Annotated in this window: 21 protein-coding genes and 1 tRNA gene; 13 read left to right on the forward strand and 9 right to left on the reverse strand. The window is 68.3% G+C overall.

Going from position 1 to position 23,828, the window contains the following annotated elements:
- Positions 1–40: 40 nt before the first annotated feature.
- The 4 genes from DKG75_RS05040 to DKG75_RS05055 all read right to left on the reverse strand — a co-directional run bounded on the left by DKG75_RS05040 (position 41) and on the right by DKG75_RS05055 (position 1,969).
- Positions 41–523 carry a hypothetical protein gene (locus tag DKG75_RS05040; RefSeq protein ID WP_109920153.1) on the reverse strand — a complete coding sequence of 161 codons (483 nt, stop codon included), beginning with the start codon at positions 521–523 and terminating at the stop codon, positions 41–43.
- Positions 524–535: 12 nt separating this feature from the next.
- A tRNA-Leu gene (locus tag DKG75_RS05045) sits at positions 536–619 on the reverse strand.
- A gap of 72 nt (positions 620–691) precedes the next feature.
- Positions 692–1,003, reverse strand: coding sequence for a glycine zipper domain-containing protein (locus DKG75_RS05050; RefSeq protein ID WP_208111944.1), 312 nt, complete (start codon positions 1,001–1,003; stop codon positions 692–694).
- Positions 1,004–1,189: 186 nt separating this feature from the next.
- A complete protein-coding gene (locus DKG75_RS05055) occupies positions 1,190–1,969 on the reverse strand; it encodes a competence/damage-inducible protein A (protein WP_109919951.1) in 780 nt (259 codons plus the stop codon).
- Positions 1,970–2,011: 42 nt separating this feature from the next.
- Between DKG75_RS05055 and DKG75_RS05060 the strand changes: the two genes are divergently transcribed.
- From DKG75_RS05060 to DKG75_RS22910, 11 genes are all read left to right on the forward strand, one after another.
- On the forward strand, positions 2,012–2,992 hold the full coding sequence (locus DKG75_RS05060; protein ID WP_109919952.1) for a LysR family transcriptional regulator: 981 nt from the start codon (positions 2,012–2,014) through the stop codon (positions 2,990–2,992).
- 92 nt (positions 2,993–3,084) lie between these two features.
- On the forward strand, positions 3,085–3,897 hold the full coding sequence (locus tag DKG75_RS05065) for a hypothetical protein (protein WP_133636770.1): 813 nt from the start codon (positions 3,085–3,087) through the stop codon (positions 3,895–3,897).
- A gap of 34 nt (positions 3,898–3,931) precedes the next feature.
- Positions 3,932–5,005, forward strand: coding sequence for a putative urea ABC transporter substrate-binding protein (locus DKG75_RS05070; protein ID WP_109919954.1), 1,074 nt, complete (start codon positions 3,932–3,934; stop codon positions 5,003–5,005).
- 24 nt (positions 5,006–5,029) lie between these two features.
- Positions 5,030–6,088 carry an isopenicillin N synthase family dioxygenase gene (locus DKG75_RS05075; protein ID WP_109919955.1) on the forward strand — a complete coding sequence of 353 codons (1,059 nt, stop codon included), beginning with the start codon at positions 5,030–5,032 and terminating at the stop codon, positions 6,086–6,088.
- 9 nt (positions 6,089–6,097) lie between these two features.
- Positions 6,098–7,132: an isopenicillin N synthase family dioxygenase gene (locus DKG75_RS05080; RefSeq protein WP_109919956.1), complete on the forward strand. Its 1,035-nt coding sequence runs from the start codon at positions 6,098–6,100 to the stop codon at positions 7,130–7,132.
- Between the two features lie 55 nt (positions 7,133–7,187).
- Complete coding sequence (locus tag DKG75_RS05085) at positions 7,188–8,021, forward strand: MBL fold metallo-hydrolase (RefSeq protein WP_109919957.1); 834 nt, start codon at positions 7,188–7,190, stop codon at positions 8,019–8,021.
- Complete coding sequence (gene sfsA / locus DKG75_RS05090; RefSeq protein WP_109919958.1) at positions 8,018–8,722, forward strand: DNA/RNA nuclease SfsA; 705 nt, start codon at positions 8,018–8,020, stop codon at positions 8,720–8,722. The genes DKG75_RS05085 and sfsA overlap by 4 nt, the downstream gene beginning before the upstream one ends.
- Before the next feature lie 80 nt (positions 8,723–8,802).
- Positions 8,803–9,648 (forward strand): type I methionyl aminopeptidase, encoded by an 846-nt coding sequence (gene map, locus DKG75_RS05095; RefSeq protein ID WP_109919959.1) that lies wholly within the window; start codon positions 8,803–8,805, stop codon positions 9,646–9,648.
- Positions 9,638–10,363 (forward strand): RadC family protein, encoded by a 726-nt coding sequence (radC, locus tag DKG75_RS05100; protein WP_109919960.1) that lies wholly within the window; start codon positions 9,638–9,640, stop codon positions 10,361–10,363. Before map ends, radC begins: the two co-directional genes overlap by 11 nt.
- 94 nt (positions 10,364–10,457) lie before the next feature.
- Entirely contained in the window at positions 10,458–13,940 is a 3,483-nt protein-coding gene (locus DKG75_RS05105; protein ID WP_109919961.1) for a class I SAM-dependent DNA methyltransferase, read from the forward strand.
- Positions 13,941–14,048: 108 nt separating this feature from the next.
- The gene (locus DKG75_RS22910; protein ID WP_166646342.1) at positions 14,049–14,216 is read left to right on the forward strand and encodes a hypothetical protein; all 168 of its coding nucleotides are present in this window, start codon (positions 14,049–14,051) and stop codon (positions 14,214–14,216) included.
- Between the two features lie 3 nt (positions 14,217–14,219).
- Here DKG75_RS22910 and DKG75_RS05110 read toward each other — a convergent pair whose 3' ends face one another.
- Complete coding sequence (locus tag DKG75_RS05110) at positions 14,220–14,666, reverse strand: PaaI family thioesterase (RefSeq protein ID WP_109919962.1); 447 nt, start codon at positions 14,664–14,666, stop codon at positions 14,220–14,222.
- A gap of 120 nt (positions 14,667–14,786) precedes the next feature.
- On the opposite strand from DKG75_RS05110, the gene purB reads away from it, so the two are divergent.
- Positions 14,787–16,085, forward strand: coding sequence for an adenylosuccinate lyase (purB, locus tag DKG75_RS05115; protein WP_109919963.1), 1,299 nt, complete (start codon positions 14,787–14,789; stop codon positions 16,083–16,085).
- Positions 16,086–16,105: 20 nt separating this feature from the next.
- Here the strand turns inward: purB and DKG75_RS05120 are convergent, their stop codons facing one another.
- The 4 genes from DKG75_RS05120 to DKG75_RS05135 all read right to left on the reverse strand — a co-directional run bounded on the left by DKG75_RS05120 (position 16,106) and on the right by DKG75_RS05135 (position 21,596).
- Complete coding sequence (locus tag DKG75_RS05120; RefSeq protein ID WP_133636772.1) at positions 16,106–17,230, reverse strand: hypothetical protein; 1,125 nt, start codon at positions 17,228–17,230, stop codon at positions 16,106–16,108.
- An 85-nt stretch (positions 17,231–17,315) separates the two neighbouring features.
- Positions 17,316–20,885, reverse strand: coding sequence for a transcription-repair coupling factor (gene mfd, locus DKG75_RS05125; RefSeq protein WP_243746443.1), 3,570 nt, complete (start codon positions 20,883–20,885; stop codon positions 17,316–17,318).
- Positions 20,886–20,897: 12 nt separating this feature from the next.
- Entirely contained in the window at positions 20,898–21,164 is a 267-nt protein-coding gene (locus DKG75_RS05130) for an FAD assembly factor SdhE (RefSeq protein ID WP_109919965.1), read from the reverse strand.
- A gap of 33 nt (positions 21,165–21,197) precedes the next feature.
- Positions 21,198–21,596 (reverse strand): hypothetical protein, encoded by a 399-nt coding sequence (locus tag DKG75_RS05135; RefSeq protein ID WP_109919966.1) that lies wholly within the window; start codon positions 21,594–21,596, stop codon positions 21,198–21,200.
- Between the two features lie 103 nt (positions 21,597–21,699).
- On the opposite strand from DKG75_RS05135, the gene recG reads away from it, so the two are divergent.
- Positions 21,700–23,793: an ATP-dependent DNA helicase RecG gene (recG, locus tag DKG75_RS05140; protein WP_109919967.1), complete on the forward strand. Its 2,094-nt coding sequence runs from the start codon at positions 21,700–21,702 to the stop codon at positions 23,791–23,793.
- The last annotated feature ends 35 nt before the right edge of the window (positions 23,794–23,828 follow it).

The raw sequence follows: 23,828 nt of genomic DNA on the forward strand, positions 1-23,828 counted from the left end.
GCCGGGCTTCCTTTTGTCCGGGCCGGCCGCGTGCCGGCGCTCAGCCGGCCGGGGAAGCGACAGCAGGGCGTTGCAGGCAGTTTTCGAGGATCTGGTAGCATTGCTCCAGGCGCTGGGCGGTCCGCTGGTCGGTGCCGCCGTAGACGACCTTGGTCACCACGCCGTTGCGCAGCGTGAAGCTGGCCCGGCAGTTTTCCGAATCATCGACGTAATCGGCACCGCCGAAAATCGGGAAGCCCATGCCATAGCCGACATGGCCCGACCCGCCGAAGATGCCAAGGCCGAAGCTGGGGCCGGAGCGATAGCCCCGGACGCTGCGGCTCTCATAGGTCAGGACTTCCTCGGTCGGGCTTGCCGCCATGGCCGCCGCCGGGGCGCCGGCACAGGACAGCAGCGTCGCCTTGGACATGCCGACCAGATTGTTCTGGGCTTCCAGCGCCGCGTCCGCGCGCGGGCTGGCGCAGCCGGCCAGGCCGCCGGCAGCGGCCAGCGCCAGCAAGAAGGCCGAAGCACGAAGGTTCATGATCATTCTCCCTGGTGCCCGCTGCCGGGATCGAACCGGCACGGCAAAGCCGAGCGATTTTAAGTCGCTTGCGTCTACCAATTCCGCCAAGCGGGCGCCGGGAGGGAAGCGGCGGCGGCAACGGCCGCCGCGCCTTCTAGCATGCCGCCGGCACCCGTCAAAGCGGCATCAGTTGAGAACCGAATAGCCCCGGTTACGCATGCAATTGTTGATCACCTGGCGCTTTTCCTGCTCGGCGCTGATGCCGCCGCTGGCGATGCCCGAGGCGGCGCCAAGGCCGGCGCCGGCCGCAAGGCCGGTGCCGAAATTGCCCGACAGCGAACCGATGATGCCGCCGGCGACGGCACCGAGCGCGGCGCCGGCCAGGCCGCGTCCCGCCGCCTCATTGGCCGAGGGCACCTGATCGGCCAGGTTCTGGCAATAGGCGAGGTCGCTGTTGTAATAGCCGGGCGGGGCCTTGGAGGTCGCAGGGTCGATCACCGGGCGATATCCCGATGCGCAGCCGGCGAGCGCAAGACCGAGACAGACGGTGGCGATTTTCTTCAACTGATGCTCCCGACGAAGAACCCGGGCCGACTCCCGGCCCGTCAATTTCCGGCATTATAACGCGGAAATTGCGGCGCGGTTGCGACCGCTGTCACATTCCGGCGCGAATCCTCTGTTCGATCAGGCCGGAATCTCGCCCTCATGCGCTTCGATCCCGGCGCCGCGCAGGGCCTGGCGCAGGCTTTCCGTCGCCTCCTCGAGGCGGGGCAGGTCGCGGCCGCGCAGCACCAGGGCGGTGCCGAAGCCCGCCTTGCGGAAGAAGGGATAGGAGCCGATGTCGGTATCGGGATAATGCTTCTGCACGTCTTCCAGCAGTTCGGCGATCCGGCTTTCGCCGACCAGGACGGAAACGGTGCGCGACTGCACGCTGCGCCCGCCGGCGATGAAGCCGCGCGCCCCTTCGAGCTGGGCGCGCATGATCGCCGGCACGCCGGCCAGGACGAAGACATTGCCGATGCGAAAGCCCGGCGCCTTGGAGATCGGGTTCTCGATCAGGTCGGCCCCGTCCGGCACCCGCGCCATGCGCCGGCGCACCGGGGTCAGTTCGCCCGGCGGGTAATGGGCGGCCAGCAGCGCGATCGCCGCCGGGTGCTCGATCAGCGGCAGGGCGAAAGCCTTGGCGATCGAATCGGCGGTGATGTCGTCATGGGTCGGGCCGATGCCGCCGGTGGTGAAGACATAGTCATAGCGGGCGCGGAGCGCGTTCACCGCGTCGACGATTTCGCCCTCGATATCCGGCACCACCCGGACCTCGCGCATCTCGACGCCCCAGGTGTTCAGGGTCTTGGCGAGATGGGCCAGATTGGCATCCTGCGTCCGGCCCGACAGGATCTCGTTGCCGATGATCGCCAGGGCGGCCGTATAGATTCGGGCGTCGGGGTCATTGTTCGCGGTCGTCATGGTGGCGCACTATAGGCCGATCAGCAGCAGATCGAAACAGCGATGCCGAAGCCCCCGCGCGTTCCCCCCGCCCCGCCCGCCCGCAGCAGCCCGGCCCGCGCCGCCGACAGCACCAACGACCGCGTCTTCGCCCAGCGCATCGACTGGAACCTGTTCAAGCTCTTCGTCGAGATCACCCGCTCGGGCGGGATCGGCGCCGCCGCGCGCCGCCTGAACCGCCAGCAGCCGAGCATCAGCGCCGCCCTGAAACGCCTGGAGGACCAGTTGGGCACGCGGCTGTTCCACCGCACCGCCGGCGGCGTGGTCCCGACCGTGGCCGGCCAGGCGCTGCTGAAGATCTGCGAGCAGATGGCGCTGGCGGCCCGCGACATCCCGCACGAGGTGGCGAAGGCGGCGGGCATGGTCGAGGGCTCGATCCGCCTGCACATGATTTCCAACTTGGTCTGCCCCGCCTTCGACCGGGCCCTGGTCGCCTTCAATGCCGAATACCCGGGGATCGAGATCAAGTTCGACATCGCGACCCACAGCGCGGTCATCCAGGCCGTCGCCTCCGGCGAGGCGGAACTCGGCATCGCCGGCGATCACGCCCCGGCCGCCGGCCTGACCTATTTCCCCCTGATGCGCGAGACCCAGCAGCTGTACTGCGGCCCCCGCCATCCCCGCTTCGGCGACGGCCCGTGCCATCCCGCCGACGTCACCCTCGACCGCTTCATCCTGACCGGGGAGGACGAGACCGAGCAATTGCGCCAGTTCCGCCGCCGCTACGGCCTCGGCGAACGGGTCGGGGGGCTGGCCGAAAACCTCTACGAGGTGCGGCGCCTGATCGAGCTTGGCCTCGGCATCGGCTTCCTGCCCACCGTGGTCGCCGAGGCGGCGGGGACCAGCCTGTCGCCCATGCTGCCGGAAGATATGCTGCCCAGTTACCACGTCTATGTCATCACCCGGGGCGAGACCGAGCGCAGCACCCCCACCCGGATCCTGCTTTCCAGCATTCTCCACGAGCTGGAGCACCCGGAGGCATAGATTCAATCTATGTCCTCCATTGACAATTCCCACCTATTGCAGCGCACAATCAGTGACCATGATTTGTCATCGTTCCAATCATGGAGGCCGATGTGCTGTCTGTCGCGATCGTCAGGGGACTTTGGCAACGCTCGCTGATCGCGTGGCCTGACGGCCGGCGCGACACGGCCACGGCCGTCTGCTGGCTTCAGGGCCCCAGCCTCTATATCGACCTGCGCCAGCCCGCGGGCCGGCCGGACTTCGGTGGCTATTCCTGCCTCGACGACCTGGACCGCCCGGCCCTGGCGTGGCTGGCGGCGCAGGAAGGCTTCGCCGGCGAATTGCTGTTCGACGGCGGCCATTTCGAATGGCGCCGCGACCTCGACCTGCAACCGACCTCGCCCTATTCCGATGTCGGCAAACTGTGGTTCGAGGGCGACGTCCTGGTCGAGGAAGGCCGCGACATTCCCTATATCGAGCATTGGCACCGCGGCCCGGAAGCGACCCAGCCCGCCGCCGCGGCCCGCCTGGCCGGTGCAGACGGCCGCCCGGGCACGATCGTGCGCAGCGGCGACCATTTCATGTTCGCCCGCGGCCGCGACGCCGCCCTGCCCGCGGGCGAGACCCTGGCCGAACTGGTCGCCGCCGCGCCGACCCCGGCCGCCGCCCGCGCCCTGATCGACATGGAGATTTCCTTCGGCGCCGTGACGGACGAAGGCTGGATCATCACCCGCTCCAGCCTGCCCTGGCGCGAGGGCTGCAACCTTGCCCCGGTCACCGCCCAGGGCGGCGCCGGCCTGCTGACTGGCGAAACCGCCGCCGACGGCCGGCCCACCCATCGCCGCTGGTCGATCCAGGCGCTGCAGGGCGTCCTGACCGATCTCGTCGATTTTTCCGCCCTTCGTCCCACCGCCCTGGCTCGCTGAGCCGCCCAACCGTCCATCAAGGAGGAGAGTGCTTATGTTTCTTCGCCGCCTGACACGTTTCGCCGCCGCCCTCTCGTGTTGTCTCGCGCTGCTGCCTGGCCTCGCCACGGCCGAGACGAAGAAGGACTTCCGCATCGCCTGGGGCATCTATGCGGGCTTCATGCCCTGGGCCTATGCCGATCACGCCGGCATCGTCAAGAAGTGGGCGGACAAATACGGCATCACCATCGATTTCGTGCAGGTGCCCGACTATATCGAATCCGTGAACCAATATACCGCCGGCCAGTTCGACGGCGTCACCATCGCCTCGATGGACGCCCTCACCATCCCGGCCGCGGGCGGGGTCGACAGCACGGTGCTGGTCACCGGCGACTATTCCAACGGCAACGACGCCATCGTCATCAAGGGCAAGGGCAAGACCGTCGCCGACCTCAAGGGCATGACCGTCCATGTCGTGCAATTCTCGGTCTCGCATTACACGCTCGCCCGCGCGCTCGACAGCGTCGGCCTGAAGGAATCGGACCTGAAGACCGTCAATATCTCGGACGCCGATTTCGTCGCCGCCTTCGGCACCGCCGACGTCCAGGCCCTGGTCTCGTGGAAGCCGGCGCTCTCCGACATTCAGGCGGTGCCCGATGTCACCACGGTCTTCGACAGCACCAAGATCCCCTATGAGATCCTGGACGTCGCCCTGGTGAACACCCAGGTCCTGAAGGACAATCCGGCCCTCGGCAAGGCCCTGACCGGCGCCTGGTACGAGACCCTGGCCCTGATCGCCAAGGGCGACGAGAAGAGCAAGGAAGCCATGGACTTCATGGCCAAGGGCGCGGGCACCGACATCCCGGGCTTCCAGACCCAGCTCGACACCACCTTCCTGTTCCAGACCCCGAAGGAAACCATCGAGTTCCTGCGCTCGCCCAAGCTGGCCGAGGCGCTGGCGCTGGTCTCGAAGTTCAGCTTCGAGCACGGCCTGCTCGGCGAAGGCGCCAAGAGCCCGGATGCGGTCGGCATCGAAATCCCCGGCGGCAAGATCCTGGGCGATCCGAACAATGTGAAGCTGCGCTACGACGACAGCTTCGCCGCCATGGCGGCCGAAGGCAAGCTGTAACCTTAAGCGTAAAGGAAGCCGATCATGGCGAAGCCCGGCAATTTCACCAGCCTGCCCGTCATCGATATCTCCCCCCTCTTCGGCGACGACCCGGACGCCCGCGCCCGCGTGGTGGCGGACCTGGGGCGGACGGCCCGCGAGATCGGCTTCCTCTACGTCACCGGCCACGGCATGGCGCCCGGCCTCTTCGACGACCTCCTGGCCACGGCGAAGGATTTCTTCGCCCGGCCGCTCGACGAGAAGATGCAGGTCTATATCGGCAAGTCCTCGAACCATCGGGGTTACGTGCCGACCGGCGAGGAAGTGATCTACGGCGGCGTGCCCGACCAGAAGGAAGCCTACGACCTGTCGATCGACCTGCCGGCGGACGACCCGGATTATCTGGCCGGCAACCCCATGCTGGGCCCCAACCAATGGCCGGCCCTGCCCGGCTTCCGGGAAAAGGTCGGGGCCTATTACGACGGCGTGATGAGTGTCGGCCGGGTGCTGCTGCGCGGCTTCGCCGAAGCCCTGGGCCAGGACCCGTCGCTTTTCGACAGCTATGTGACCAAGCCGCCGTCCCAGTTGCGCCTGGTCCATTACCCCTACAACGAAAAGGCGCCGGGCAATGCGCTCGGCATTTCCCCGCACACGGACATGGAAGTCTTCACCCTGCTGCGTGTCACCGCGCCGGGGCTCGAAGTCATGAACGGGGCGGGCGAATGGATCGACGTGCCGCCGCTGGACAATGCCTTCGTCGTCAACCTGGGCGACATGATGGAAGCCTGGACCAATGGCGAGTTCATCGCCACCAGCCACCGGGTGCGCAAGGTCAGGGAGGAACGCTATTCGTTCCCCCTGTTCTTCAGCGTCGACTATCACACCGAAGTCGCCCCCCTGCCCATGTTCGTGACCGGGGACAAGCCGGCCCGCAAGCCCGTGGTCGCGGGCGAGCACCTGTTCCAGGTCACCGCCCAGGGCTTCGTCTACCTTCAGAAGCGGATCGCCGAGGGCCGGCTGGTGCTGCCGGACAATGCCTCCAACCTCCACCAGTTCGGCCAGCACGCCCGCCACGAGGCGGAAGCGCTGGCCCCCGCGCGCTGAGGCCCGGCCATGACCGCACGCAATTTCACCAGCCTGCCGGTGGTCGATATTTCGGCGCTGGGCGGCCGTGATCCCGAGGCCCGGGCGCGCACGGCGGCGGCCCTGCGCGTGGCCGCCCGCGATGTCGGCTTCCTCTATGTCACCGGCCACGGCATGGCGCCCGCATTGTTCGACGGGCTGCTGGCCGCGGCGACCGAATTCTTCGCCCGCCCGCACGACGAGAAGATGCAGGTCTATATCGGCAGGTCCAGCAATCACCGGGGTTACGTGCCGGTGGGCGAGGAAGTCTTCTACGGCGCCAGCAAGGACCTGAAGGAAGCCTACGACCTCGCCCTCGACCTGCCGGCGGCGGATCCGGATTACCTGGCCGGCAATCCCATGCTCGGCCCCAACCAATGGCCGGCTCTGCCGGGCTTCCGCGAACGGGTGGGCGCCTATTACGACGCCGTGCTCGCGGTCGGGCGGCGCCTGCTGCAAGGCTTCGCCGAGGCGATGGGCGAGGCGCCCGACGGGCTGGACCACCTGGTGACCAAGCCGCCCAGCCAGTTGCGCCTGGTCCATTATCCCTTCAATCCGGAGGCGAAGGATGCCACCGGCATCGGCGCCCATACGGATTACGAATGCTTCACCCTGCTGCATGTCACCGCGCCGGGGCTCGAAGTCATGAACGGCGCCGGGGTCTGGATCGACGTGCCGCCCATGCCCGGCGCCTTCGTCGTCAATATCGGCGACATGATGGAGCTTTGGACCAACGGCGCCTTCGTCGCCACCAGCCACCGGGTGCGCAAGGTGAAGGAGGAGCGCTATTCCTTCCCCCTGTTCTTCAATGTCGACTATGGGACAGAGGTGGAGCCCCTGCCCCGCTTCGTCGATGCCGATCATCCCGCCCGCCCCGGCCTGATCGCCGGCGAGCATCTCTTCGCCCAGACGGCGCAGAGCTTCACCTACCTCCGGCAACGGCTGGAGGGCGGCACGCTGAAACTGCCGGAGACCGCCCTTGCCCTTTCCTCCTTCGGGCAGGAGGCGCGCAAGAAGGCGGGCTGACGCGCGCCCCCGGCTTTCGTGATAAAATGTCACCAAAGCCGGAGGGGGAATCATCATGCGTGTCCATCACCTGAATGCCGCCACCATGTGCCCCTGGGGCGGGCGCCTGATCGCGGGGCGCGGCGGCCTGCTGGCGCGGGCGCGCATGGTCTGCCATGTCCTGCTGATCGAAACCTCGGACGGGCTGGTGCTGGTCGATACCGGCCTCGGCACCGGCGACATCGCCCGGCCGCGCCGGCTCGGGGCCGGCTTCGTCGCCCTGACCCAGCCCCGCCTCGACCGGGCGGAAACCGCGCTGGCGCAGATCGAGGCGCTGGGCTTTGCCGCCGCCGACGTCCGCCACATCGTGCTGACCCATATGGATCTCGATCATGCCGGCGGCCTTGGCGATTTCCCCAGGGCCAAGGTGCACCTGCACCTGCGCGAGCACGAGGCGGCCCAGGCGCGGAAGACCCTGGCCGCCAAGGCCCGCTATATCCCGGCGCAATGGGCCCATGGCCCCGATTGGGTGCCCCATGGCGACGGCGGCGGCGAGGATTGGTTCGGCTTTGCCGGCGTCCGCGCTCTCGGCTTCCCCGAGGGGGAAATCCTGCTGGTGCCCCTGCACGGCCATACCGCCGGCCATTGCGGCGTCGCCCTGCGCACGCCCGAGGGCTGGATCCTGCACGCCGGCGATGCCTATTTCCATCACGGCTCGCTGGCGGAGAAGGTGGCGACGCCGCCCGGCCTCGTCCTGTTCCAGGCGGCGACGGATACGATCGGCGCGCTGCGCAAGAAGAACCAGGAACGGCTGCGCCAGCTGAAACTGGCGCGGGGGCGCGAGATCACCATCTTCTGCGCCCATGATCCCGCCGAATTCGACGCCTGCTGCGCCGGCCATCGCCTGTGAATTTCGATGCCCCCCTGGTCCCCGCGCGCCTGATCCGCCGCTACAAGCGTTTCCTGGCCGATGTCGTTCTCGACACCGGCGAGACGGTGACCGCCCATTGCGCCAATCCGGGCTCCATGCTGGGCCTCGCGCCCGAGGGGGCCCGGGTCTTCCTGTCGCCCGCGCGCGACCCGAAGCGGAAATTGCGCTGGTCGTGGCGCCTGGTCGAGATCGGCGGCGCCCTGGTCGGCATCGACACCGGCCTTGCCAATGTGGTGGTGGCGGAGGCGGTGGCCGCCGGCCGCATTCCCGCCCTGGCCGGCTATGGCGATCTGCGGCGCGAAGTGCCCTATGGCCGCAACAGCCGCATCGACCTGCTTCTGTCCGATGCGGCCGCGGGCGGGCCCGATTGCCTGGTCGAGGTGAAGAGCGTCACCCTGTCGCGCCGGCCGGGCCTTGCCGAATTCCCCGACAGCGTCACGGCCCGGGGCGCCAAGCACCTGGACGAACTGGCAGAGGCGGTCGCGGGCGGGCGGCGGGCCGTGCTCCTCTATCTGGTGCAGCGGACCGATGCGACCCGTTTCGCCGTCGCCGCCGACATCGACCCCGCCTATGACCGCGCCTACCGCGATGCCCGGGCCCGAGGGGTCGAGGTGCTGTGCCACGCCTGCCGGATCGATCCGGCCGGCATCACCCTGGACCGGGCCCTGCCGGTCGATTGAGGCCGCGATCCAGCAAAGCGGTTTCCACTTTGCCGGAAACCGCGCTAGCCTGTGCCCACTCTCCGAACACTGGATCAACGATGAACAGGACAACCCAGGCGTCGCGCCCCGAAGAGGAGGACGCCTATGTCAACCGCCGGTCGGACAAGATCAAGATACACACCGCCGAGGATTTCGACGGCATGCGCGCGGCCGGCCGTCTGGCCGCCCAATGCCTGGACATATTGACCCCCGAGGTCCGGCCCGGCGTCACCACCCAGCACCTGGACGATCTGGCGCGGGCCTTCATCCTCGATCACGGCGCCTGGCCGGCGCCCTATAACTACCGGGGCTTTCCGGCTTCGATCTGCACCTCGCTGAACCATGTCATCTGCCACGGCATCCCGGCGGACAAGCCGATGCGCGAGGGCGATATTCTCAACATCGACGTCACCGTGATCCTGGACGGCTGGCACGGCGATACCAACCGCACCTATCCGGTCGGCGACGTCCCGCTGCGCGCCCGCCGGCTGATCGACGTCACCTATGACGCCCTGATGCGCGGGCTGGACGTGGTCCGCCCCGGCGCCACCTTCGGCGACATCGGCGCGGCGATCCAGAAATATGCCGAGGGGTTCAACCTGTCCGTCGTCCGCGACTTCTGCGGCCACGGCCTCGGCCGGGTGTTCCACGATGCGCCGAACGTGCTCCACTACGGCAAGCCCGGCACCGGCCCGGTGATCGAGGCCGGCATGTTCTTCACCGTCGAGCCCATGATCAACATCGGCCGGCCGGACGTGCGCATGCTGGCGGACGGCTGGACCGCGGTCACCCGCGACCGCACCCTGTCGGCCCAGTTCGAGCATTCGGTGGGCGTCACCGAGACCGGCCTCGAAATCTTCACCCTGTCTCCCGCCGGCTATACCAAGCCGCCCTATGCCGCCTGAGCGCCAGCCCGACCTGCCGGGAGAGGCGCCGGCGGCCGAGCCGGCGCCCCATTACCACGGCCATCGCGCGCGGCTGCGCGCCCGGTTCCGCGAAACCGGCGGCCAGGGCATGCCGGATTACGAGATCCTGGAACTTCTGCTGGCGCTGGCCATCCCGCGCCGGGACGTGAAGCCCCTGGCCAAGGACCTGCTGGCCCGCTTCGGTTCCTTCGCCAATGTCATCGCCGCCCCTCTCGACCAGCTCGAAACCCGGGACGGCATGGGCGAGGTCGCCGCCATCGCCCTGAAGACGGTGCGCGAGGGGGCGCTGCGCCTGCTGGCCGCCGACGTCATGCAGAAGCCGGTCATCGCCTCCTGGTCCGCCCTGCTCGACTATTGCCGCGCCCGCCTGTCGCGCGAGGCAAGGGAGGAGACCCGCGTCCTCTTCCTCGACCGCAAGAACGTCCTGATCGCCGACGAGGCCCATGGCAAGGGCACGGTGGACCAGTCGCCGCTCTATATCCGCGAGGTGGTGAAGCGCGCCCTGGACCTCGCCGCCTCCGCCGTCATTCTCGTGCACAACCACCCCTCCGGCGACCCGACGCCCAGCCGCGCCGACATCGAGATGACCCGCGACCTCGACAAGGCGCTGAAAGCCGTGGGCATCAACCTGCACGATCATCTGGTGATCGGCCGCCAGGCCCATGCCTCGTTCAAGAGCCTGGGATTGCTGTAAGCAATCCTCCGGCGGGCATTTTGCGCATGGACTCCTGGTGGTAGAATCGTCTTAAACTTCCCAAGGGTTGCAAAGACGACTTTGGGGGGGGGCCATGGACGATCTTTCCACGGCGGAGGGGGCGCGGCGGATCGATGCCTTCATCGCCCGCTGGGCACCGTCCGGCGGCGGCGAACGGTCTAATTTCCAGGGCTTCGTGCTGGAGATCTGCGACCTGCTGGCCCTGCCCCGGCCGCAGCCTTCGACCCCGGACGACGGGCTGAACGATTTCGTCTTCGAGCGGCCCGTGACCACCTGTCACGAGGACGGCAGCAGCACGCCGGGCTTCATCGATCTCTACAAGCGCGGCTGCTTCGTCATGGAGGGCAAGCAAAGCGCGAAACGCCAGGTCCAGCCGCCGGCCGGCCGCCCGCTGCGCCGGGGCATGGCCTGGCGCGGCAGCGCCGGCTGGGACAGTGCCATGCTGAACGCCCGCCGCCAGGCCGAGGGCTATGCCAAGTCCCTGCCCGGCGACCATGGCTGGCCGCCCTTCCTGGCGGTGGTCGATGTCGGCCATGTGATCGAGCTTTACGCCGATTTCTCGGGCCAGGGCAAGAATTACGCCCAATTCCCCGACCGGCAGAATTTCCGCCTGTCCCTCGACCAGTTGCATGACCCGAAGGTGCGCCGGCGCCTGTCCCTGGTGTGGACGGCACCCCACGACCTCGACCCCGCCCGCCGCTCGGCCGAGGTGACGGCGGAAGTGGCGGCCGGCCTCGCCCCGGTCGCGCGCCGGCTGGAAGCCCGCGGCCATGCCCCGGGCATGGTGGCGGAATTCCTGATGCGCTGCCTCTTCACCATGTTCGCCGAGGATGTCGGCCTGCTGGAGCGGCAGGCTTTCACCACCTTGCTGGCGGATACGGCCAAGGCACCGGCCAGCTTCCGCCCGCTGGTCGAAGACCTTTGGCACACGATGGATACCGGCGGTTTCGCCGCCAGCGTGCGCCTGCTGGTCCGGCGCTTCAACGGCGGCCTGTTCCGCGATCCCCGGGCCCTGGACCTCGACGAGGCGGAGATCCGCCAACTCCTGGAGGCCGCCCGCCACGACTGGAAGGAAGTTGAGCCGGCGATCTTCGGCACCCTGCTGGAACGCGCCCTCGATCCCGGCGAAAGGCATCGCCTGGGCGCGCATTACACGCCCCGCCCCTATGTCGAACGGCTGGTGATCCCGACCCTGCTGGAGCCCTTGAACCGCGACTGGCAGGCGACCCAGACCGAGGCGGAGACCCTGGTCACCGAAGGCCGGCAGGCCGAGGCGATCGCCGCCGTCCATGATTTCCACCGAAGGCTCTGCGCCGTCCGGGTGCTGGATCCCGCCTGCGGCACGGGCAATTTCCTCTATGTCGCCATGGAACTGATGAAGCGCCTGGAAGGGGAAGTGCTGGATTACCTCCAGCACCTGGGCGACGCCCAGGGCCTGCTCGACCTGTCGGACCGGGCGGTCGATCCGCATCAGTTCCTCGGCCTCGACCTCAACCCGCGCGCGGTGCAGATCGCCGACCTCGTGCTCTGGATCGGTTACATCAAGTGGCAGGTGCGCACCGGCGGGCGGGCCGACATCAAGGAACCGATCCTGCATGCCTTCGACAATATCCGCTGCGAGGATGCGGTGATCCGCCACGACGGCGCCGATCCCCTGCTCGATGCCGCGGGCCGGCCGCGCAGCCGCTGGGACGGCCGCAGCCACCGCCGCGATGCCCTGACCGGGCGGGCGGTGCCGGATGAAACCGCCCGCGTGCCGCTGGTCGCCTATCGCAATCCCCGCCCCGCCCCCTGGCCGGCCGCCGACTTCGTGATCGGCAACCCGCCCTTCATCGGCGGCAAGGACATGCGCGCCGAACTGGGCGACGGCTATGCCGAAGCCTGCTGGGCCGCCCGCCCGGAGATCCCGGGCGGGGCCGATTTCGTCATGCATTTCTGGGATCAGGCGGCCGACCTCCTACGCGCGGGGGCCATCCGCCGCTTCGGCTTCATCACCACAAATTCGATCACCCAGACCTTTTCCCGCCGCGTGATCGAACGGCACATGGCGGACCGGCAAGCGCTTTCCCTGCTCTTCGCCATCGCCGACCACCCCTGGCTGAAAAGCAGCGACAAGGCGGCCGTCCGCATCGCCATGACCGTCGCCACCCTGGAGCATAGCCCCGGCCGCCTGCTGACCGTGACAGCCGAAGCCGATCTCGATACCGACCAGCCAAGCGTCACGTTGCAGGAACAGAAGGGCGTGATCCGCGCCCATCTCACCCTCGGCGCCGATCTTGCCGCCGCCCTGCCCCTTCGCGCGAACATGGGCCTGTGCAGCCCGGGCGTGAAACTTCACGGCGCCGGCTTCATCGTCACCGCGGCGGAAGCGGCCAAACTCGGCCTCGGCACGATCCCCGGCCTCGAACGCCACATCCGGCCCTATCGCAACGGCAGAGACCTGACGGCCAAGCCACGCGGCGCCCTGGTGATCGACCTCTTCGGCCTTTCGGCCGGTGAGGTGCAGGAGCGGTTTCCCGCCGTCTATCAGTGGGTGCTGGAACAGGTCAAACACGAGCGGGAGGCGAAGCGCGAGAGTTCAAAGGACAGCGCCGCCTATGCCGACAAATGGTGGCTGTTCGGAAAGCCAAGGCCTGACCTGCGGGCCGCATTTTCACACCTCTCCCGTTACATCGCCACGGTTGAAACCACAAAGCACCGGGTGTTCACCCTGCTGGACGAGCAGGTTCTTCCCGACAATATGCTCGTCTGCATCGGCGATGCCGAGGCCAGCACGCTGGCGGTTCTCTCCTCCCATATTCATGTGACCTGGGCCCTGGCGGCGGGCGGGCGGCTGGGGGTGGGCAATGACCCGCGTTACAACAAGACCCGCTGCTTCGATCCCTTCCCCTTCCCCGAACTATCCGCCGCCGACCGGGTGCGCCTGCGGGACCAGGGGGAACGGTTGGATGCCTTCCGCAAGGCGCGGCTGGCCGAGGTCCCGGGCCTGACCATGACCGGGCTTTACAATGCGCTCGAACGGCTGCGCGACTTGGGCCGCAATCCCGATGCCCCGCCCCTCGATGAAAAGGAGCGGACGCTGCACGAGGCGGCCCATGTCTCGATCCTGCGGAAACTGCATGACGACATCGACCGCGCGACGGCCGCCGCCTATGGCTGGCCGGCGGATCTCGCGGCCGAGGATATTCTTCGCCGGCTGGTGGAGTTGAACCTTGCCCGCCAGGGCGAGGAACGGCGCGGGCAGGTCCGCTGGCTGCGGCCGTCGTTCCAGGTGCCGCGCTTCGCCGCCGGCGCGCGGCCGGAACAGCTGGATGCGGACATCGGCCTGCCGCTGGCCGCCCGCGGTCTGCCCGCCTGGCCCGCCGGCCTCGCCGAACAGGTGCGGCTGGTGCATGACACCCTCCATCGCCACGCCGGCCCGGTTTCCGCCGATGCCCTGGCCGCCGCCTTTACCGGCGGGCGCAAGCGGCGCGAAAGGGTCGCGGAACTTCTGGAAGTCATGGCCATCCACGGCCAGTTGCGGGGCGACGGCGGGCGCTATTTCCTGGCCCGGTGAGCGCATCCCTTGAACATGGGGCCCGGCGCACCGATTTGTGATGCAGGTCAATGCAGCCAGGGCCGCCTTTCCGCCTAATGGCGCAACGGTTGCCGCAAGGAGGCGAAGATGTTGGATCTGCCGACGGGTTGGAACGAGGGCGCAAGCCTGCTGGTGCTGCTGGAACAGGTGGCGGCCATCGGCCTCATGGGCGTGCTGACCCTGATCGCCATGCAGGCCACGGGCCGCAAGGCCGAGGCCCCGGTGAAATCGCGGGGCTTCGGCCACCGCCGCTGAACGTCAGGCCGTCCTCGGCCTGAGACAGATCATCGTGCCGAGGAAGGTGGCGTAATCGGCCCAGGTGCCGTCGTCGCCCCTCGCCTGGGCGCGGGCTTCCACCGTGGTGATGGTGCGGCCTGCGCGCAGCACGCGGGCATCGGCCCGGAAATGGCTGCCCTTGCCCGGCGCCATCAGGTTGATCTTGAATTCGACCGACATGACGTCGGCCCCTTCCGGCATCATGGTCAGCGCGGCGAAGCCCGCCGCCGTATCGGCAAGCGACGTCGTCGCCCCCGCATGCAGCGCGCCGTGCTGCTGGGTCAGCTTCCTGTCGGGCGGCATCTCGATGATCACCCGCCCCGGTTCCACCAGGGCAAGGCGCATGCCCAGGAGGGCGGCGAAATTCTGCCGATCGAAGAGAGTCTCGATCCGATCGAGCAGGGGGTCGGGGGTACGCAACGTCACCATGGCCGAACTCTAGCAACCGGCCATGCCGCACCGCAACATGGGATTGCCGGATTCGGGCTTGATAGCAAGGCCCGCCTCCCCTATTCACGGGCGCATCTCATTCGACGTCAGGCAGTGCCCATGATCCCCCGCTATACCCGCGCAAAAATGGCCGATCTCTGGACCCCGGAGGCGCGTTTCCGCATCTGGTTCGAAATCGAGGCCCATGCCGCCGATGCCATGGTCGGCCTCGGCATCGTGCCGGCGGATGCGGCCAAGGCGATCTGGGAGCGCGGCGCCTTCGACGTCGAGCGCATCGACGAGATCGAGCGCGAGGTGAAGCACGACGTCATCGCCTTCCTGACCTCGGTCGCCGAGCATGTGGGGCCGGAAGCCCGCTTCATGCACCAGGGCATGACCTCGTCCGACGTGCTGGACACCTGCCTCGCGGTCCAGCTTGCGCGTGCCGCCGACATCCTGATCGAGGATGTCGATGCCCTGCTCGTCGTCCTCAAGCGCCGGGCCCTCGAGCACAAATATACGGTCTGCATCGGCCGCAGCCACGGCATCCATGCCGAGCCCGTCACCTTCGGCCTGAAGATGGCCCAGGCCTATGCCGAATTCACCCGCGGCCGCGAGCGTCTGGTCGCCGCGCGCAAGGAAATCGCCACCTGCGCCATTTCCGGCGCGGTCGGCACGTTCGCCAATGTCGATCCGAGCGTCGAGGAGTATGTCGCGGCCAAGATGGGCCTTGCCATCGAGCCGGTCTCGACCCAGGTCATCCCGCGCGACCGCCATGCCGCCTTCTTCGCGGCGCTGGCCGTGGTCGCCTCCTCGATCGAGCGCCTTGCCGTCGAGGTCCGCCACCTTCAGCGCACCGAAGTGCTGGAAGCCGAGGAAGCCTTCACCAAGGGCCAGAAGGGTTCCTCCGCCATGCCGCACAAGCGGAACCCGGTGCTGTCCGAAAACCTGACCGGCCTTGCCCGGCTGGTGCGTTCGGCCGCCGTGCCCGCCTTCGAGAATGTGGCGCTGTGGCACGAGCGCGACATCTCGCATTCCTCGGTCGAGCGCGGCATCGGCCCGGACGCCACCGTGCACCTGGATTTCGCCCTGGCCCGCCTGACCTCGATGATGGACGGCCTGGTCATCTATCCGGAAAACATGCAGCGGAACCTGGACCGTCTCGGCGGCGTGGTCCATTCCCAGCGCGTGCTGCTGGCCCTGACCCAGAAGGGCGTCTCGCGCGAGGACAGCTATCGCATCGTCCAGGAAAACGCCATGAAGGTCTGGCGCGGCGAAGGCGCCTTCCTCGATTTCCTGAAGGCGGACCCGAAGGTGACGTCGGCACTTTCCGATGCCGAGTTGGAGAGCCTGTTCAACCTCGACTATCACACCAAGCACGTCGACACGATCTTCAAGCGCGTCTTCGGCGAGGCGTAACGCCTTGCGGGGCATCGTCCTCACGATGCCCCGGCTTCCCCCTGCTTGCGGAAATGGGGAAGATGGCTGGTAAATTCGGGAAAGCGCAGGATCAGCAATTCCCAGGGCAGCAGGCAATCCCGCACCAGGGGACCGCCTTTCGGCCGCCAGTGGCTGCCCACCTTGGTCTCGACGGTAAATGTCAGGCTGAGCCCGGCCTTGCTCAGGTTGCCGTCCAGGGTCAGGGCCTCCGCAAGCTCGCTGACACCGTACTTATATTCCCGCTCTTCGAGCTTCACCCCGGGGCGGCCGCTCCACACCTGATGGAACGACCAGCCGTACGACAGATAGCCGGCGATGGCCGCCATCGACAGGCCGTGCACCCAAAGCCTTGGCCAGATATGATTCTCGAAACTGCTGACAAAGCCCAGGTCGTTGCGCCCCCCGGGCAGGACCACCGGGGTGATCACCAGCACGGGGTCCCAACGGCTTTCCCCAACGCTGACCCAGCCCTCCCGGCCCACGCCATAGGCACGGTCGACCATGCCGAGCATGGCGTTTTCGAGCAAGAGACCATCGAGCGTCGTGCAAAAGGCCGGCGTCTCGCGATAGACGAAGGGTTGAATCAACGTCTCCACAAGGGCGCCGAAACAGGCCACACGGGTGATCGCATCCAGGATGAAATCCGCGGTCACGGCAAGACCGCCCACGTCGTCCTCGGCCGCGATCTGGACGGCTAGATCGCCGTCATCCTCGCGTATCGCCATCTGCCAGCGGGTCAAGCTCAACTCGACCATCTTCCCCGTCGCCGTGTCCCTGAACCAAAGGGCACGGTGTACCCCCTGCCATGTCAGGACCACGGGCGCCGTCACCCCCGACCGGAAAGCCTCTTTCAAGGTTTCCCGCAGGGCCGCGGGCAGGGAGAGAGCGGGTCCCCCTACCCTGGTCCCAGCCGCCATGAAGCCGTTGGCGAGGCGCTCCCCCGACCATGGCCGAAGAGCGCCGCCCCTTCTGGCCAGACGGAGAAAGCCGGTTTGAAGCCAGGAAAACGACTCGGCCGATCCCGGCTTGAAAGCGGCCTTCATCTTCCCCCGGGCGATGGGCCCGCCGGTCTCATCGACCAACGCCTGCCGCAGATGGGGCAATTGCCGTCCATTTTCCGCCATATGCATCTCCCGGCCAAGCAGCACCCACTTGCTCTAGCACGGGACAAGCGCCCCGGTTGTGAACGGGGCCACCATGCCCCGCCGATCAGCGCCGCCCGAATTTCGGCGGCGGGGCCTTGATCACCGGCTTCGGGGCCGGCGGCGGGGGCGGCGGGAGTTTTTTGGCCGCCTGGGGGTCGGGCGCGGCGTCGGCGATCTCGGCGAGGCGCAGCACGAGGTGGAAGGCGCCCTTCAGGCGCTTGTCCACATCGTTCCAGTCCTGCAACCAGACCAGTTTCTGGTCGGGGCGGAGCTTGATCGTGCCGGCCGATTTCGACAGCCACTGCACCAGGCCGGCGGGATTGGCGAAGGTGTGATTGCGGAAGGTGACCGTGCCGCCCTTGGGGCCGGCGTCCAGCTTCTCGACGCCGGCGCGTTTCGCCAGCGCCTTCATCTCGACGATGGTGAGAAGGTTCTTCACCTCGTCCGGCAGGGGGCCGAAGCGGTCGATCATCTCGGCGGCGAGGCCATCGATCTCCGCCCGGCTTTCCAGGCGCGAGATGCGGCGGTACAGGGTCATGCGCAGGTCGAGGTCGGCGACGTAACCTTCCGGGATCAGGACCGGGGCGCCGATATTGATCTGCGGCGACCATTCGGTGCTGTCCGCCTCGTCGTCCGCGCCGCCGGCAAGGCGGGCGTTGGCGATCGCTTCCTCCAGCATGTCCTGGTACAGCTCGAAGCCGACTTCGCGGATGTGACCGGATTGTTCCTCGCCCAGGAGGTTGCCGGCGCCGCGGATGTCGAGATCGTGGCTGGCCAGCGTGAAGCCGGCGCCCAACTCTTCCAGCGATTGCAGCACGTCGAGGCGGCGTTCGGCGGTCGCCGAGAGTTTCATCCGCGGCGCCGTGGTCAGATAGGCGAAGGCGCGGTTCTTGGAACGGCCGATGCGGCCCCGGATCTGGTACAGCTGGGCAAGGCCGAACATATCCGCCCGATGCACCACGAGGGTATTCGCGGTCGGAATGTCGAGGCCGGATTCGACGATGGTGGTCGCCAGCAGGACGTCGAACTTGCCGTCGTAGAAGGCGTTCATCACATCGTCCAACTCGCCCGCCGGCATCTGGCCGTGGGCCTTGACGAATTTCACCTCCGGCACATGCTCGTGCAGGAAATCGGCGGCATCGTCGAGATCGGCGATGCGGGGCACGACATAGAAGCTCTGCCCGCCGCGGAAATGCTCGCGCAGCAGGGCTTCGCGGATCACCACCGGGTCGAAGGGCATGACGAAGGTGCGCACCGCCAGGCGATCCACCGGCGGCGTGGCGATGATCGACAGTTCGCGCACGCCCGACATGGCCAGTTGCAGGGTACGCGGTATCGGCGTCGCGGTCAGGGTCAGGACATGGACGTCGGCGCGCAATTGCTTCAGGCGTTCCTTGTGATTGACGCCGAAATGCTGCTCCTCGTCGATGATGAGAAGGCCCAGGTCCTTGAAGGCGACCGTCTTGCCCAGCAGGGCATGGGTGCCGATGATGATGTCGACATCGCCGCCGACGAGGCCCTTCCGCGTCTCCGCCGCTTCCTTGGCGGTGACGAGGCGGGACAATTGCTCGATCCGCACAGGGAGACCGGCGAAACGCTTCTGGAAGGTCGCGACATGCTGGCGGCACAGCAGCGTGGTCGGCGCCACCACCGCCACCTGCTTGCCCGACAGCGCCCCGATGAAGGCGGCCCGCAAGGCGACCTCGGTCTTGCCGAAGCCGACGTCGCCGCAGACCAGCCGGTCCATGGGCTTGCCGGAGGTCATGTCGGCCATGACGTCGGCGATCGCCTTCAACTGGTCCTCGGTTTCCTCGTAAGGGAAGCGGGTGCAGAATTCCTGGTAGAGCCCGTCGGAGACGTGAAGCAGGCTCGCCGTCTTCAGGGCGCGCTTGGCCGCGATATCGATCAGGTGGGTGGCGATCTCGCGGATGCGGCGCTTCAGCTTCGCCTTCCGCGCCTGCCAGGCGCCGCCGCCCAGCTTGTCGAGCGCGGCCTCGCTGTCGCCCGAGCCGTAGCGGGTGAGCAGTTCGATATTCTCGACCGGCAGGAACAGCTTGTCGCCGCCGTCATAGGTCAGGTGCAGGCAGTCGTGCGGGGCGCCCGAAACCTCGATGGTCTTCAAGCCCTCGAAGCGGCCGATGCCGTGATCGACATGGACGACGAGATCGCCGACCGCCAGGGTCGAGGCGTCGGTCAGGAAATTGTCGGCCTTGCGCGCCCGCTTGGCAGCGCGGATCAGGCGGTCGCCCAGCAGGTCCTGCTCGGTGACGACGGCCATCTCGCCGTCCTCGAAGCCATTGTCGATGGCGATGACCGCAAGGCCGACGCAATTGCGCGGCAGGGCGGCGATCTCCTTCGGGCTGTCGACGGCGGCGATCGGCGCAATGCCGTGATCGCGCAGCACCGTATGCAGCCGGTCGCGCGAGCCGATCGAGGTGGCGGCCACCACCGGCCGCTTGCCGGCGCCGACCACGGCAGCCAGATGCCCGGCCAGGGCCTGATAGGGACTGCCGCCCTGGGCCCGTTCCGGCGCGAAATCCCGCCCCGGCCGGCCGCCGACGCTGAGGGCCGCCTTGGGCGAGGCGAAGGGTTCGAACACGCGCACCCGGCGCCGCGCCAGCGCCCCCTCCAGGGTGGAACCGGTCAGGTACAGGAGCCCGGGCGGCGGCGGCTTGTAGACCGTGCCCTGCACCACCACGGTCTTCTGCTCGCGCGCGGCGATGCGGGCCGCGTGGTAATCGGCGACGAGGCCGAGACGGGCATCCACCGCCGCCTCGAAATGCGGATCGAGAGTGACCACGGCCCCCGGGCAATAGTCCAGGACCGAATCCATCCGCTCGTAGAACAGCGCCAGCCAATGCTCGACCCCGGCATGGCGCCGCCCGGCGGACACCGCCTCATAGAGCGGATCCTCGTCCGTCACCGCGCCGAACAATTCGACATAGGCCTGGCGGAAACGGCGGATCGCTTCCGCGTCGAAAGGCACTTCGCTGGCCGGGACCAGGGCGATCTCGTCGGCATTCCGGGTCGTGCGCTGGGACTCTGGATCGTAGCGGCGGATGGTTTCCACCGTGTCGCCGAAGAAATCCAGGCGATACCCCTCCTCCGCCCCCGGCGGCAGGATATCGACGATGCCGCCACGGACCGCATATTCGCCCGCCTCGCCCGCCGTGCCGACCTTGGCATAGCCCGCCCGCGCCAGATAGGCGGTGAGCCCGGCGATCGGCATGTCGTCGCCGGCGCGGGCGCGCAGGGTCTCGGCCGCGATGGCGGCCCGGGGCGGCAGGCGCTGCAAGGCCGCCTCGACCGAGGCCAGCACCACGCGCCCGCCCGCCGCCTGTTTCGGCGCCGCCAGCCGGCTCAGCACTTCCATGCGCCGGGCGGTGATTTCCGTCCCCGGCGACACCCGGTCATAGGGCAGGCAATCCCAGGCCGGCAGCACCAGCACTTCGAGCGCGGGGGCGAAGAACCCGAGCGCGGCGACCAGGGCCGGCAGGCGCGACTCGTCGCGGGCGAGATGAAGGACATCGACCGTCTTCGCCATTTCGGCGATGACGAGCGCATCCACCCCGTCCGGCACTTCGGCCAGGGTCAGGCGGGGACGGTCGTCCAGGATCTTGGCCAGCGACAGCACGGTTGCGGCTACTCAGGGCTTCAGTTGAAAGCGCAGCAGCAGGTCCATCACCGGGCCGCGCACATGGTCCGGAATGTCCTGGGTCCCGGTCACCCAGCCATAGATGTCCGGGTCCTGCTCCTCGAGCAGGGTTTCGTATTGGCGCAATTCGTCGGGGCCGAAGCCGCCGACATGGGCATCGGCGAAGGAGCCGAGAAAAATATCGGTTTCCTTGGTGCCCCGGTGCCACGAGCGGAATCGCGCCCGCCGGCGCCGGATATCGAGATCGTCATCCTGCATGGCGGCAAGATATAGGGCGGGGCACGGCGCCTGTCACCCCTCGCCGCCGACGCGGCGCAGAAAGGCTTCGACCTCCGCCTCGCCATAGCCGAGCAAGGCGCCGATCACCCGTTCCAAGTCGGGGCGCCAGCCCGGGCCTTGGCCATAGATCGCCTCGATCATGCGCAGGGCCGGGATGCGCCAGGCCTCCCCCGCCCGCGCGACATAGAGATGGTGGAGGCGGTGCGCCGCGCCGTCCGGCCCCCGCGCCTCGCTCCAGGCTTCCTCGGTCACGACCAGGCCTTCGGCAACCAGGGCGGCAAGCTCGTCCTCATCCAGAAAGGCGAAGGCGCCGCCCTCCGCCTCAAGGCCGGTGAAACAGGCGAGCGGCTTTGTTCCTTGCCGCAGCAATGCCAGTTCCCGCCCCTCGTGCGGCCCGATCTGCCCGTTCATGCCCGCCCCCGCCGTCGCCCCGTCGTGAAGGAACGGGGCGCGGCGCCGGTCAAGCACAGCCGCCCCGCTTGAGCACCGGCGCGGAACGCTGTATCGAAGCGGCATGCGCCCCGCTCCCCTGTTTCCCCTGTTCGCGCCGCTGCTCGGCCTGCCCGGAGTCGGGCCGAAGACGGCGAAGCCCATCGCCAAGGCGGTGGGCGGCGAAAGGGTGCTGGACGTGCTGTTCCACCTGCCCTTCGCCCTGGTCGATCGCCGGGCCCGCCCGACCGTCGCCGCGGCGCCCGTGAACGAGGTCGCGACCATCGAAGTGCAGGTGATCGCCCATCGTCCCGGCCGGCCCGGGGGGCGCAGCCCCTATCGCGTGGTGGTGGCGGACGAGACCGGCGAGATGCAGCTCGTCTACTTCAAGGCCGAAGGGGACTGGCTGTCCCGCCTGCTGCCCCTGGGCGCCACGCGCCTGATCAGCGGCCGGGTGGAAACCTGGGAAGGCATCCGCCAGATGCCCCACCCGGACTATGTGCTCGCCCCCGAGGAAGCCGACAAGATCCCCCCGGTCGAGCCGATCTACCCCCTGTCCGCGGGGGTCAATGCCCGGGCCATGGCGAAAGTTGTGCTGGCCGCCCTGGAGCTTGCCCCGGCCGCCTTGCCGGAATGGCTGGACCCCGCGCTTCAGAAGCGCGAGGGCTGGCCGGAATGGCGCACCGCCTGGACCCTCGTGCACCGCCCCGGCCGGGCCGAGGATGTCTCGTCCGACAGTCCGGCGCGGCGGCGCCTCGCCTATGACGAGTTGCTGGCCAACCAATTGGCGCTGTCCCTGGTCCGGCGGCAATTGCGGCGGACGCGCGGACGGCCCGTCACCGGCACCGGGGCGATGCAGGAGAAACTGCACGCCGCGCTGCCCTATCGCCTGACCAACGGCCAGGATCAGGCGATCGCCGAGATCGCCGGCGATCTGGCCTCGCCCACTCGCATGCTGCGCCTGTTGCAGGGCGACGTCGGCGCGGGCAAGACCGTGGTCGCCCTCTTCGCCATGGCGATCGCGGTGGAAGCCGGGCGCCAGGCGTGCCTGATGGCACCGACCGAGCTTCTCGCCCGCCAGCACGGCAAGAGCCTCGCCCCCCTGTGCGAGGCGGCGGGGATCCGCCTCGCCGTCCTCACCGGGCGGGACACCGGGGCGGCGCGGAAGAAGCTCCTGGCCGGGCTTGCCGCCGGCGAGATCGATGTCGTGGTCGGCACCCATGCCCTGCTCGAAGGCGAGGTCGCCTATCGCAACCTGGGCCTTGCGGTGATCGACGAGCAGCATCGCTTCGGCGTCGACCAGCGCCTGGCCCTGGCCGCCAAGGGCGAGGACGGGCTGGATGTCCTGGTGATGAGCGCCACCCCGATCCCGCGCACCCTGACGCTGACCGCCTTCGGCGACATGGACGTCTCGCGCCTGACCGAGAAGCCGGCAGGCCGGCAGCGGATCGACACCAGGATCGTCTCCCTCTCCCGGCTCGGCGAGATGGTCGAGGGCATCGCCCGGGCCATCGCCTCGGGCGCCCAGGTCTATTGGGTCTGCCCCCTGGTCACCGAATCGGAAACCACCGACGCCGCCGCGGCCGAGGACCGTTTCGCCCATCTTTCCGCCCGCTTCGGCGCCGCCGTCGGCCTCGTCCACGGTCGCCTGAAGGCGGCGGAAAAGGACCGGGTGATGCAGGATTTCGCCGAGGGGCGCCTGAAGCTGCTGGTCGCGACCACGGTGATCGAAGTCGGCGTCGACGTGCCCCAGGCCACCGTCATGGTGATCGAGCAGGCCGAGCGTTTCGGCCTCGCCCAATTGCACCAGTTGCGCGGCCGGGTCGGCCGGGGCGCCGCCGCCTCCTTCTGCATCCTGCTGACGGCGGATGGCGCGGGGCGCACCGCCCGGCGCCGGCTGGAAACCCTGCGCGACACCGACGACGGCTTCGTCATCGCCGAGGCCGACCTTCAGATCCGGGGCGCGGGCGAAATCCTGGGCACCAAGCAATCGGGCATTCCGGAATTCCGCCTGGTCGATCTCGACCGTCACGCGGATTTGATGGAAATCGCGCATGATGATGCCAGGCTGATCCTGGAACGCGATCCCCGGCTGGAGGGATCCCGCGGGGAAGCGCTGCGTTACCTTCTCTATCTGTTCGAGCGGGATGCGGCGGTCCGCTATCTCGCCTCCGGCTGACGTGTAGAAACCTGTTTGGCCGAAACCCGCCTTAG

It is taken from the genome of Zavarzinia compransoris (genome assembly GCF_003173055.1).
GTDB lineage: Bacteria > Pseudomonadota > Alphaproteobacteria > Zavarziniales > Zavarziniaceae > Zavarzinia > Zavarzinia compransoris.